General features: G+C 66.7%; 12 protein-coding genes. 4 read left to right on the forward strand and 8 right to left on the reverse strand.

Annotation, left to right across the window (positions count from 1 at the left end; all coding sequences use genetic code 11):
* Positions 1–4: 4 nt before the first annotated feature.
* The 5 genes from jaqu_RS09110 to jaqu_RS09130 form a co-directional block, all read right to left on the reverse strand.
* Complete coding sequence (locus jaqu_RS09110; RefSeq protein WP_043918661.1) at positions 5–1,618, reverse strand: ABC transporter ATP-binding protein; 1,614 nt, start codon at positions 1,616–1,618, stop codon at positions 5–7.
* A complete protein-coding gene (locus jaqu_RS09115; protein ID WP_043918662.1) occupies positions 1,615–2,790 on the reverse strand; it encodes an ABC transporter permease in 1,176 nt (391 codons plus the stop codon). Before jaqu_RS09115 ends, jaqu_RS09110 begins: the two co-directional genes overlap by 4 nt.
* Position 2,791: 1 nt before the next feature.
* On the reverse strand, positions 2,792–3,874 hold the full coding sequence (locus jaqu_RS09120; protein ID WP_043918663.1) for a microcin C ABC transporter permease YejB: 1,083 nt from the start codon (positions 3,872–3,874) through the stop codon (positions 2,792–2,794).
* A gap of 1 nt (position 3,875) precedes the next feature.
* Positions 3,876–5,723: an extracellular solute-binding protein gene (locus tag jaqu_RS09125; RefSeq protein WP_089268359.1), complete on the reverse strand. Its 1,848-nt coding sequence runs from the start codon at positions 5,721–5,723 to the stop codon at positions 3,876–3,878.
* 250 nt (positions 5,724–5,973) lie between these two features.
* Positions 5,974–6,498 carry a c-type cytochrome gene (locus jaqu_RS09130; RefSeq protein ID WP_043918665.1) on the reverse strand — a complete coding sequence of 175 codons (525 nt, stop codon included), beginning with the start codon at positions 6,496–6,498 and terminating at the stop codon, positions 5,974–5,976.
* A gap of 109 nt (positions 6,499–6,607) precedes the next feature.
* Between jaqu_RS09130 and jaqu_RS09135 the strand changes: the two genes are divergently transcribed.
* The gene (locus jaqu_RS09135) at positions 6,608–7,453 is read left to right on the forward strand and encodes a prephenate dehydratase (RefSeq protein WP_043918666.1); all 846 of its coding nucleotides are present in this window, start codon (positions 6,608–6,610) and stop codon (positions 7,451–7,453) included.
* A gap of 66 nt (positions 7,454–7,519) precedes the next feature.
* On the opposite strand, the gene jaqu_RS09140 is transcribed toward jaqu_RS09135, so the two are convergent.
* Both jaqu_RS09140 and jaqu_RS09145 read right to left on the reverse strand, forming a co-directional pair.
* Complete coding sequence (locus jaqu_RS09140) at positions 7,520–7,903, reverse strand: GNAT family N-acetyltransferase (RefSeq protein WP_043918680.1); 384 nt, start codon at positions 7,901–7,903, stop codon at positions 7,520–7,522.
* Between the two features lie 76 nt (positions 7,904–7,979).
* Positions 7,980–8,729, reverse strand: coding sequence for an EcsC family protein (locus jaqu_RS09145; RefSeq protein ID WP_043918667.1), 750 nt, complete (start codon positions 8,727–8,729; stop codon positions 7,980–7,982).
* Positions 8,730–8,833: 104 nt separating this feature from the next.
* Here jaqu_RS09145 and jaqu_RS09150 point away from each other — a divergent pair, with 104 nt between their 5' ends.
* The gene (locus tag jaqu_RS09150) at positions 8,834–9,709 is read left to right on the forward strand and encodes a 50S ribosomal protein L11 methyltransferase (protein WP_043918668.1); all 876 of its coding nucleotides are present in this window, start codon (positions 8,834–8,836) and stop codon (positions 9,707–9,709) included.
* A 31-nt stretch (positions 9,710–9,740) separates the two neighbouring features.
* Here the strand turns inward: jaqu_RS09150 and jaqu_RS09155 are convergent, their stop codons facing one another.
* The gene (locus jaqu_RS09155; protein ID WP_043918669.1) at positions 9,741–9,932 is read right to left on the reverse strand and encodes a DUF1127 domain-containing protein; all 192 of its coding nucleotides are present in this window, start codon (positions 9,930–9,932) and stop codon (positions 9,741–9,743) included.
* A 212-nt stretch (positions 9,933–10,144) separates the two neighbouring features.
* On the opposite strand from jaqu_RS09155, the gene ruvC reads away from it, so the two are divergent.
* Together ruvC and ruvA are read left to right on the forward strand one after the other, a co-directional pair.
* On the forward strand, positions 10,145–10,648 hold the full coding sequence (gene ruvC, locus jaqu_RS09160; RefSeq protein WP_043918670.1) for a crossover junction endodeoxyribonuclease RuvC: 504 nt from the start codon (positions 10,145–10,147) through the stop codon (positions 10,646–10,648).
* Positions 10,645–11,120 (forward strand): Holliday junction branch migration protein RuvA (gene ruvA, locus jaqu_RS09165; protein ID WP_043918671.1); only part of this gene is annotated, 476 nt, incomplete at its 3' end. The genes ruvC and ruvA, both read left to right, overlap by 4 nt.

An 11,120-nucleotide genomic window follows, 5' to 3' on the forward strand; every position in this document is an offset into this window, starting at 1 on the left:
CCAGCTAGACCGCGACGGCATCCGCCGCGTCGGCCTTCAGGTCGAAGGCCGCCGCCATGAGCGCGCGCGTATAGGGATCGCTCGGATTGTCGAAGACGGCATCCGTCGGGCCCTGCTCCCGGACATCGCCGCGCTGCATCACGACCACGTTGTGCGACAGGGCCCGCACCACCCGCAGGTCGTGGCTGATGAAGAGATAGGCCAGCTTGTGACGCTTCTGCAGGTCGCGCAGCAGGTCCACGATCTGTACCTGCACCGTCTGGTCCAGCGCGCTGGTCGGCTCGTCCAGAACGACCAGCTTGGGCCGTAGGATCATCGCGCGCGCGATGGCGATCCGCTGCCTCTGACCGCCGGAGAATTCGTGGGGGTACCGATCCATCGTACCGGGGTCGATGCCGGTCTCCGACAAGATCTCTGCCACCTGTTCCCGGTGCGGCCGCGTGTCCCCCGTATCATGCAGCTTCAGACCCTCGGCCACGATCTCGGCCACCGTCATCCGGGGACTCAGGCTGCCGAACGGATCCTGAAAGACAATCTGCATTCCCTGCCGCAGAGGCCGCACCTCGCGAGAGCGCAGGCCCTGGATGTCGCGTCCCTGAAAGACGATGCGCCCTTCGGACGAGATCAGCCGCATGATGGCCAGCGCCAGGGTCGTCTTGCCGGACCCGCTTTCGCCGACGATACCCGTCGTCTCTCCGGCCCGGACCGAAACGGAGGCGTCGTTCACGGCCTTGATATAGCCGGCCGTCCGCTTGAGCAGCCCGCGCTTGATCGGAAACCAGATCTTCAGGTTCTCGGTCCGCGCGATCTCGGGCGCGTCGGCGGGGACCGGATCGGGGCTCCCCGTCGGCTCCGCGGCGAGGAGGGTCTGGGTGTAGGAATGCTTCGGATCGGCGAAGATCCGGGCCGTCGGCCCGGTCTCGACGATCTCGCCGTGGCGCATCACGCAGACCCGGTCCGCAAAGCGGCGCACGATCCCAAGATCGTGCGTGATGAACAGCATCGACATGCCCCGCTCGCGCTTCAGCCCGGCCAGCAGTTCCAGGATCTGAGCCTGGATCGTCACGTCCAGCGCCGTGGTCGGCTCGTCAGCGATCAGCAGGTCCGGCCCGTTGGCCAGCGCCATGGCGATCATCACGCGCTGACGCTGCCCGCCGGACAATTGATGCGGATAGGATTTCAACCGGCCTTCCGGCTCGGGGATGCCCACCTGGTGCAGAAGCTCGACGATCCGGTCGCGCGCCGCCTGCCCCGACAGACCCTGATGCAGCGACAGACTTTCGGCCAACTGCTTTTCCAGCGTGTGCAGCGGGTTCAACGATGTCATCGGCTCCTGGAAGATGAAGCTGATATCGTTGCCCCGCACCCGGCGCAGTTCCTTTTCCGAGGCGCCGACCATCTGCGCCCCGTCATAGGTGATCGAGCCCTCGATGGCCGCGCTGTCCGGCAGCAGCGAGACGGTGGACAGCGCCGTGACGGATTTGCCCGACCCGCTTTCGCCCACCAGGGCGACGGTCTCGCCCCTGCCCACCTCGAACGACACGCCGCGCACGGCATGGGTCGCGGCGGCACCCTGTTGGAACCTGACGTTCAGATCGCGGACACGCAGAAGGCTCATATGTTCCCCTCGGCCGCGGTCGACGTGGCGCGCGCGGGGGTCGCGGCGGGCGCGGCCGGCTCGGCAGTGAAAGTCTTGCGCGGATCGAAGGCGTCGCGGATGCCCTCGAAGACGAAGACCAGAAGCGACAGCATGATCGAGAACGTCATGAACGCCGTGAACCCCAGCCACGGCGCATTCAGGTTGTCCTTCGCCTGCCGCGTCAGCTCCCCGAGGGAGGGGGCGGAAGACGGCATCCCGAAGCCCAGGTAGTCCAGCGCCGCCAGACCGCCGATGGTGCCGGTCACGATGAAGGGCAGGAAGGTCAGGGTCGCGACCATCGCATTGGGCAGGACGTGGCGGAACATGATCGTCCAGTTGCCGACGCCGAGGGCCCTCGCCGCGCGCACATATTCGAAGTTGCGCGCGCGCAGGAATTCCGCCCGCACCACGCCGACCAGCGCCGTCCACCCGAACAGCGTCATCAGACCGACGAGGATCCAGAAATTCAGCGGGATGATCGCGGCGATGATGATGATGATATAAAGACTGGGCGTGGACCCCCAGATCTCGATGATCCGCTGGAAGACCAGATCGGTCCACCCGCCAAAGAACCCCTGCACTGCCCCCGCCGCGATACCGATGATCGAGGTCGTGATGGTGACGACCAGCGCAAAGGTCACGGACAGGCGGAAGCCATAGATCACGCGGGACAGCACGTCGCGCGCCGTGTCATCCGTGCCCAGCAGGTGTTCGGCACTCGGCGCATGAGGCGCGGCGCCCGGTACGTCGCTGTTGGTGGTGTAGTGGTACCGGATCGGCGGCCAGATCAGCCACCCTTCGTCGACGGCCTTGCCATTCCACCGGCCGGTCGCCTGCACGGTTTCGATGATTTCCTCCGGCTGGTCGAAGCACTCCTCCAGCCCGCCGGACACGATGAGGCACTGCACCTCGACGTCCCGGTAGGGCGCCTCGGTCCGGAAGTCGCCGCCGAACGCCGTCTCGGGGTAGAAGGTCAGGAACGGCGCGCGCAGCTCGCCCTGATAGCTGACCAGCAGCGGCTTGTCGTTGGCCAGCAATTCCGACCCCAGCGACAGAACGTAGAGGATCCCGAAGATCCACAGCGACCAATAGGCCCGGCGGTTCGCCTTGAAGTTCGCCCAGCGGCGACGGTTGAGCGGGGATAATGCCATCTCAGGTCTCCCGGCTCTCGAAGTCGATGCGCGGATCGACCCAGACATAGGTGAGGTCGGTGACGAGGTTCATTACCAGCCCGATCAGCGCGAAGGCATAGAGCGTGCCGAACATGACCGGGTAGTCGCGGTTCACCACCGCCTCGAATCCCAGGCGCCCCAGTCCGTCCAGCGAGAAGATCGTCTCGATGATCAGCGAGGCACCGAAGAAGACGCTGACGAAGGCGGCGGGAAAGCCCGCGATCACGATCAGCATCGCGTTGCGGAAGACATGGCCGTAGAGGACCCGCCCTTCGGACAGGCCCTTGGCCTTGGCCGTCATGACGTATTGCTTGCGGATCTCGTCCATGAAGCTGTTCTTCGTCAGCAGCGTCAGCCCCGCGAAGGCCGATATGACGGACGCCGCGACCGGCAGCGTGATGTGCCAGAAGTAATCGAGGATCTTTTCGCCCACGCTCATCGTCTCGAAATCGGGCGAGGTCAGCCCCCGGATCGGAAAGATCTGGAAGTAGCTGCCGCCCGCAAAGAGAACCAGCAGCAGGATCGCGAACAAAAAGCCCGGGATGGCGTAGGCCACGATCACGATGCCCGACGTCCACGTATCGAAGCTGGACCCGTCGCGCACAGCCTTGCGGATTCCGAGAGGGATCGAGATCAGATAGGCGATCAGCGTCGTCCAGAGGCCCAGCGACAGCGAAACCGGCAGCTTCTCGACTACGAGGTCGACGACGCTGATCGAACGAAAATAGCTCTCTCCGAAATCGAAGCGGAGGTAATCCCACATCATGTTGAGAAAGCGTTCCAGCGGCGGCTTGTCGAAGCCGAACTGCCGCTCGAGCTCCTCGATGAATTCCTGAGGCAGGCCCTGCGCCCCGATATAGCCGCTGGAATTGCCGCCCACATCCTGGATCTCGGCGCCCCCGCCCGAAATCACGTCGAATGCGCTGCCGCTGCCTTCGAGCTGCGCCAGCACCTGTTCGACCGGGCCACCGGGCACGAACTGGATCAGCGTGAAGTTGATGACCATGATCCCCAGCAGGGTGGGGATCATCAGCAGCAACCGTCTCAGGATGTAGGCGCCCAAATCAGAGCGCTCCGCTTGCCCGGAGCTGCTCGGCGGCCTCCGCGTCGTACCACCAGAAGTCCAGCACGCCCAAAGCCAGTGGCGGGATCTCTTCGGGGCGTTCGTACTGGTCCCAATAGGCGACCCAGTGTTCCGAGTTGCCCCATTGCGGGATCCAGAAGCCGTAGGATCGCAGCGCACGATCCAGCGCGCGTGTACTGGCGCGCAGGCTGTCGATGTCCTCGGCCTCGATCACCGTGTCGATCAGGCTGTCGATGGCCGGATCGGCCAGTGCCATCAGGTTGCGCGAGGAGTCCTCTGCCGTCTCAGAGTGGAACCATTGCTTGAGGCCCGCGCCCGGCTCCCATTCCTGACCGGGGCTGTGGTTCGTGAGATCCCAGTCGCCGGACCGGCGGCGGTTGATGTATTGCGCCCGGTCGATGCGGTCGAGGCGAGCGTTCACGCCGATCTCGCGCAGGTTCTCGACGAAGGGGTTGATGATGCGATCGAAGGTCGGGTTGAACTGGATGATCACCAGATCGAGCGTCTGCCCCGCCTCGTTGCGCAGCAGCCCGTCGGCGTCCAGCTCCCACCCCGCTTCTGCCATCAGGCCGAGCGCGGTGCGCCGGGCACGCCGATCGGGCTGGCTGCGGCTCACGTCGTTGACCGGCGCCGTCCAGGCCTCGTCGGTCAGGATTGAGGCATCCAACAGCCCCTCGTCCACCAGCGGCTGAAGGATCGCCGCCTCCTCGGAACCCGGTACGCCTTCGGCCGCGAGGTCCGAGCCGCCCCAGAAGCTGTTCGGCCGCGAGTACAACCCGTAGAAGAGCGTCTCGTTGGACCACTCGAAGTTGAACATCATCGAGATGGCCTGCCGCACCCGCGGATCCGACCATTTGTCGCGCTTGAGGTTGAAGACGAAGCCCTGCGCGTTCGAGATCGCCCCGTCTGGCAGCGTCTCTCGAATGATGTCGCCGCGCTGCACCGGCCGCACGCCGTCATAGGACGTGGCCCATTCGCGCGACGAGGATTCGACCCGGAACGTGTATTCGCCGGCAAAGAATGCCTGAATCGCGGCCGAGGCGTCGCCGAAATACTCGTAGCGGATGCGGTCGAAATTGTGCCGACCCTGGTTCAGCGCCAGATCGGCACCCCACCAGTCGGGCGTACGCTCGTAGATCATGGTCCTGCCGGTGTCGAAATCGCCGACCATGTAGGGCCCCGTTCCCATGAACGGCTCCAGCGTCGTCTCGGTGATGCTGGCCCCCGTCTCCTCGAACCACGCCTTCGAGAACGGCGTCCAGAAGCCGATCAGCCCGGCCCGGTCGCGCTTGGGCGCGACGTCGGTGAAGGTCACGGTCAGCTGATGCTCTCCGGTCACCTCGATCGACTCGTAGTAGCGGGTGAACACGTTCCGGAACTCCGCGATGCCGTCCTGAAGGAACATGTCGATGGTGAACTTCATGTCCTCGGCGGTCATCGGCGTGCCGTCCCAGAACCGGATCTCGGGCCGCAGGTTGATCCGGATGAAGGCCAGGTCTTCCGGATACTCGATCGTCTCGCAGAGATAGCAGTAGAGGCCGTACGGATCGTCCGCCGCCGAGATGAACAGGTTCTCCCACAGGGCTGCGGTTCCCGCCGCGACGTTGCCGTTTCGGGTGTAGGGGTTGAAACTGTCGAAGTTGCCGATCGAGTGCAGGCTGATCTCGCCGCCCTTCGGCGCATCGACATTCACGTAGGCAAACGGCTCGTCGGGTCCGTATTTCAGCTCGCCGAAATTGGAGATGCCGTGGCTGACGGTGACGTCCTGCGCCAGGGCGGGCGCGGTCATCGCGGCCAGCGCGATGGGTGCGAGCTTACGGATCCTCATCGGCGAACCTCCCAGGTCAATTCGTTGGCGGTCAGGTAAGGGGCCTGCGCGGGCAGGTGCAAGGGGGCCTCGTTTCACGAAGATGCAAGCTAGGGCGTCGATTCGGCCCGGAAAGCGACCTCAGGTCGAGAAAGCCCTCCGGCGCACATGCAATGGTGGTGCCCGGTCCACACGGATTGCCTGACAGACCCGTTCAACGAAAACGCCGGCCCGACCGGACCGGCGTGTCACACTGCGTGTCGAGCGGATCTCAGCCGCCGATCGAGTCGAGATAGGCGATCAGGTTCGCGCGATCCTCGACATCGGCCATCCCGCGATAGGCCATCTTGGTGCCAGGCGCGTATTCGCGCGGGTTAAGCAGAAAGCCCGACAGGTTCTCTGGCGTCCAGGCCTCGCCGGTGCCGACCAGCGCGTCGGAATAGTCGTAACCAGCCACGCTGCCCTTATCCCGTCCGACGACCCCATAGAGGTGCGGCCCGGTCGCGTTCGCGCCATCTTCAAGCTGGTGACAGGCGGAGCACTGGCGCCACAGACGCTCGCCATCGGCGGCAGATGCGCTGGCGAAGACTTCCTCGAACGGAATCTCCGGCTCCGCTTCCTCTTCAGCGCCGGTATCGGCTTCGGCGACCTCGATCCGGTAGCCGACGACCCGATCCTCGCCATGGTCGTCGGTTCCGACGGTGTAGAGGTTCTCCGCGCCGTAGCTGCCAAGCAGGAACACGAGCAGCATGGCACAGAGGAAGCCGCCGGCCTTGGTGAAGGTCATCGAGTCCATGGATTCCCGTCTCTCAGTCAATCGAAGCGTCGCGCGCCATGTATTGTCTTTCGCCCCTCAGGCGCAAGGGATAGCACCGCGACCAAACGCATCACACGGGGCGAGACATATGGTTCGCATCGCATTTCAGGGGGAATTGGGCTCCTATTCGCATCAGGCAAGTGCCGAGACCTATCCCGACCACGTCCCCGTGCCCTGCACCACTTTCGAGGATGCGCTGGACGCGGTCCGCGATGGGCGCGCGGATCTCGGGATGATCGCGATCGAGAATTCCACCTACGGGCGTGTGGCCGACGTGCATCGCCTGTTGCCCCATTCTGGCCTGCGCATCGTCGGAGAGACCTTCGTACGGGTCCGTATCGCGCTGATGGCGCGCCCCGGCGTGGCGCTTTCGGATATCCGTCGCGTGCGCGCGCATCTCGTCCTGCTGCCGCAATGCGCCGCCTTCCTGCGCGCGCACGGCATCGCGGCCGAAAGCGCCGCCGACAGCGCCGGAGCGGCCGCCGCCCTCGCCGCGTCCGACCTGACCGACGAAGGCGCCCTCGCCTCCGAGCTTGCTGCCGCCCAGTACGGGCTCGACATCCTCGCCCGCGATATCGAGGACACGGACCACAACACGACGCGCTTCCTTGTCATGTCCCGCGACAGCGCCCGTCCCGCTCTGGGCGAGGGGCCGACCAAGACCACCTTCGTCTTCCGGGTCCGCAACCTGCCGGCGGCGCTCTATAAGGCGATGGGCGGCTTCGCGACGAACGGTGTCAACATGACCAAGCTGGAAAGCTACATGGTCGACGGCGCCTTCACCGCCACCCAGTTCTACGCCGATATCGAGGGTCATCCCGACGACCCGGCCGTCGCACGCGCGCTGGAGGAACTGGACTACTTCACCGACTACCTCGAAATTCTCGGCGTCTATCCCGCGGATCCCGACCATTTCGACGGCGGCCACCGCTAGGGCCCGACCGGCAAGTCTCGTTCCAGCACGCAAAGACTTCGGCCCGGTGACCGACGAGGCCGTGGCCTAGGTCAGCCTGTAGACCCGGATCAGCGCCGTCCCGTGCTGCCGGTCGGCGACGAAGCCCATCGCCTCGTAATAGCCGTGCCCCATCGCGTTGTCGGCCTGGATGTACGCTTTCAACCGGTCCAGCCCCGCCGCCCGTGCCGCCGCCTCGGTCCGGCGGAACAGCGCGCGCCCCGCACCCAGCCCGTGCGCGGCCGGGTGGACATGGGTGCCGATGATCCCCTGCCCCACTGGGGCGTCGTATGGATTGCCCGGCCTCTCACCGGACAGGACCTGCAGCCCCCTCACCTCGCCGTCCACCTCGGCGACCGAGCACAGGATCCGGTCGGGATTGGCGATGTAGCCCTCCATCGCGAAGGCCTGCCCGCCGGGACGTGTCCGCATCCCCGCCTCGATCAACGCATCCAGCAACGCGCCGACCCCCGCGCATCGCCCGGGACGGCCTCGCGAACGATCAGCGTCACCCCGTGATCCGCGCCCGCAGAAGATGCGTCAGGCTCTCGACGCTTTCCCCCGTCTGTTCGGACAGCGCCAGCAAGCCGAACTGCACCCGCGCCATGTCCTGGTAGTAGGCCGTGAAAACGTAGTTGATCGCAGCCCCCGCCGCCGCGCCGATCACCGGCACCGCCTGGGCGGCGACCTTCTGGCCGAGCGGCCCCGCCAGCTTGACCGCGACCCCGGGGATCAGCCCCGACAGCGATTTTCCCGTCATCGTCAGCCGCATCGTCAGAAAGCTCAGATCGGTGCCGTCATCGTCGTCGAGCGGACCCGCCGCAGCGAAGACATGCAGGCATGCGGCGCGGATCTCGGGCCTCTCCGGGTCGAAGCCGTGCTCGTCCGCGATGCTCTGGATCGCGCGCAGGATCACCGTCGTCGTCACCGGCAATTCAGCCAGGGCCGTGCCCACGCCCCCGAAGCCGCCGGCGGCCCCCGTGCCCAGCGTCACCGCGCGCGTCAGCCAGTCGGACGTATCCGGCAGCCGCCCGCCGCGCGATGCCTTGGCCGCGTCGAAGGCATATTCCAGCGCGCTGATCGTCGTCTTCTCAAGCCGGCTGCGCACGCCCTGAGGCAGCATGTCCACCAGCCCTTCGGCCTGCGTGCCGATCAGGTTCAGGACATGGAACCCCGTGCCTTGCGCGCCCTTCATCACCTGGGCCAAGCGGTCGAGTTCGGCGTCGCGGTCGAGCGGGGGAAAGACGGTCTGTTTCATGCCCTTGATCTGGGATCGCGCGGGTCCCGCGACAAGTCCGCGCAGTCCGCCTTCCGCTGGACAGGCCGCGCGCCCTGCCCTACCCCGCCCCGAAAGGACGCGACATGACAGACACCCCAGCCACCTGGACCGCACTCACCACCCTGCCCGGCCGCGACGCCGCCGAGGCGCTGGGCGAGCGGATGGAGAGGCTCGACCCGGAGCCCCAGGGCATCGGCGTCTTCGAGCTCGAGGACGGCTCGGGGCTCTGGGAAGTCGGCGGCTACTTCACCGAGACGCCCGACGGCGCCACGCTCGACCTGCTGGCCGCAGCCTTCGGCGCCAAGCCCTTCACAGTCAGCGCCCTGCCGCCGACCGATTGGGTCGCCCATGTCCGGCGAGAGCTGCATCCCGTCGAGGCGGGCCGCTTCGTCGTCCACGGGGCCCACGATGCCGACGCCCTGCCTGCGGGCAAGGTGCCGCTGCTGATCGAGGCGTCCTTGGCCTTCGGCACCGGCCATCATGGCACGACGCAAGGCTGCCTTTTGGCCATCGAGGATCTGGCCGCGACCGACAATCCGGCGCGCATCGCGGATATCGGCGCGGGCACGGCGGTGCTCGCCATGGCGGCCGCCCATGTCTGGCCCGACGCGCAGGTCGTCGCCTCGGATATGGACCCGGTCGCCATCGACGTCGCCCAGGCGAACCTCGCGGTGAACGCAATGGCGGACCGGATCGCAACCCATATCGCGGCGGGCTTCGACCACGACGCCCTGCGCGGCCCCTTCGACCTGATTCTGGCGAACATCCTGAAAGGCCCGCTCGTGCAGCTTGCGCCGGATGCCGCCTCCGCCTGCGCACCCGGCGGCGCGGTCGTCCTGTCCGGCCTGCTGACGCCTCAGGCCGAGGAGGTCATCGCCGCCTATGCCGATCAGGGCCTCACGCTCGAACATCGCCGCGAGATCGGCGACTGGACCACTCTGCGGCTGCGCAAGGGCTGACGTCACCGCCATTCCTGCGGCAGACCGTGCCTCAGCGGCGGTGCGCCATTTCCTCGACGTCACCGCGGGTGAGGCCGATATCCGCAAGCTCCCGGTCGGTCAGCGCACGCAGAGCGCGCACGGTGCCGCGCCGGTCGCTCCAGGTCAGGGCGGCAGCAAGCAGGTTTGCGAAGAATCCGCGCGGCGCAGGAACAACGGAACGGAACTGATCGAAAGTGGCCATTCCGGTCACTCCTTCATCTGTCATCATGGAAAGCGTCGGGCCACCGATGGCCCATCGTTGAACGGCAGATGGGGGGCGGGGCCAGCGGGCGCAATTGCAACTTTCGCCTGCCCGTCATGCATCCCGCGCATGGCCCGGCTTGGCCCCGCCCCGCCCGGCATGCTAGGGCGAACGAGACGTGAACAAAGCGGTGATTGCGGGGCAGGTCGGCAATGCGGGTGATCGGCATAGATCCGGGGCTGAATGCCTGCGGCTGGGGCGTAGTCGATGTGGACGGATCCCGCCTTTCCTTCGTCGCCTGCGGGACGGTCCGGCCCCCGCGGGGCGATCTTTCGGCGCGTCTGTTGGCGCTGCATTCCGGCCTGACCGAAGCGCTGACCTTGCACCGCCCGGACGCAGCTGCGGTCGAAGCGACCTTCGTCAACCGGGACGGGGCCGGGACGCTCAAGCTGGGACAGGCGCGCGGCGTGGCGATGCTGGCCGTCGCGCAGGCCGGGCTGGTGCCGGGCGAATACGCGCCCAACGCGGTCAAGAAGACGGTCACGGGCGTCGGCCATGCGGCCAAGGCGCAGATCGACCACATGGTGAAGATGCAGCTTCCCGGCTGCACGCCGGATAGCCCAGATGCCGCCGACGCGCTGGCCATCGCGCTCTGCCATGCGTTTCAGTCCCGGCTGACTGGCCGGCTCGCCGCTGCGATCGGGGTGGGCCGATGATCGGGCGTCTGACCGGCCGGCTGGATCACAAGGGCCCGGATCACGTCCTGCTTGACGTGAACGGCGTGGGCTACGTCGTGCATTGCTCGGACCGGACGCTCGCCGCGCTGCCCGCACCAGGACAACCGGCCCGCCTCTGGACGGAGCTTCTGGTCCGCGAAGACCTGATGCAGCTTTTCGGTTTCCTCACCATGCAGGAGCGGGAGTGGCACCGCCTCCTGACCTCGGTGCAGGGGATCGGGGCCAAGGCGTCGCTCGCCATTCTCGGAACGCTCGGGGCCGACGGCATCGGCCGCGCCATCGCGCTCGGCGATGCGAACGCGGTGCGCGCGGCACCGGGCGTCGGGCCCAAGATCGCTCAGCGGGTCGTGAACGAACTCAAGGGCAAGGCGCCCGCCATGATGATGATGGAAGGCGGCGCCGACCCCGTGCTCGACGAGGCCCCCGCCGCCCCCGCCCCCGCGGCGTCGCC

This window comes from Jannaschia aquimarina (genome assembly GCF_000877395.1).
GTDB classification, from domain to species: domain Bacteria; phylum Pseudomonadota; class Alphaproteobacteria; order Rhodobacterales; family Rhodobacteraceae; genus Jannaschia; species Jannaschia aquimarina.

Excerpts from the sequence above, each read along its gene's own strand:
- jaqu_RS09110 (WP_043918661.1), bottom strand. The coding sequence starts at position 1,618 with ATGAGCCTTCTGCGTGTCCGCGATCTGAACGTCAGGTTCCAACAGGGT.
- jaqu_RS09115 (WP_043918662.1), bottom strand. The coding sequence starts at position 2,790 with ATGGCATTATCCCCGCTCAACCGTCGCCGCTGGGCGAACTTCAAGGCG.
- jaqu_RS09125 (WP_089268359.1), bottom strand. The coding sequence starts at position 5,723 with ATGAGGATCCGTAAGCTCGCACCCATCGCGCTGGCCGCGATGACCGCG.
- jaqu_RS09130 (WP_043918665.1), bottom strand. The coding sequence starts at position 6,498 with ATGGACTCGATGACCTTCACCAAGGCCGGCGGCTTCCTCTGTGCCATG.
- jaqu_RS09135 (WP_043918666.1), top strand. The coding sequence starts at position 6,608 with ATGGTTCGCATCGCATTTCAGGGGGAATTGGGCTCCTATTCGCATCAG.
- jaqu_RS09140 (WP_043918680.1), bottom strand. The coding sequence starts at position 7,903 with ATGCGGACACGTCCCGGCGGGCAGGCCTTCGCGATGGAGGGCTACATC.
- jaqu_RS09145 (WP_043918667.1), bottom strand. The coding sequence starts at position 8,729 with ATGAAACAGACCGTCTTTCCCCCGCTCGACCGCGACGCCGAACTCGAC.
- jaqu_RS09150 (WP_043918668.1), top strand. The coding sequence starts at position 8,834 with ATGACAGACACCCCAGCCACCTGGACCGCACTCACCACCCTGCCCGGC.
- jaqu_RS09155 (WP_043918669.1), bottom strand. The coding sequence starts at position 9,932 with ATGGCCACTTTCGATCAGTTCCGTTCCGTTGTTCCTGCGCCGCGCGGA.
- ruvC (WP_043918670.1), top strand. The coding sequence starts at position 10,145 with ATGCGGGTGATCGGCATAGATCCGGGGCTGAATGCCTGCGGCTGGGGC.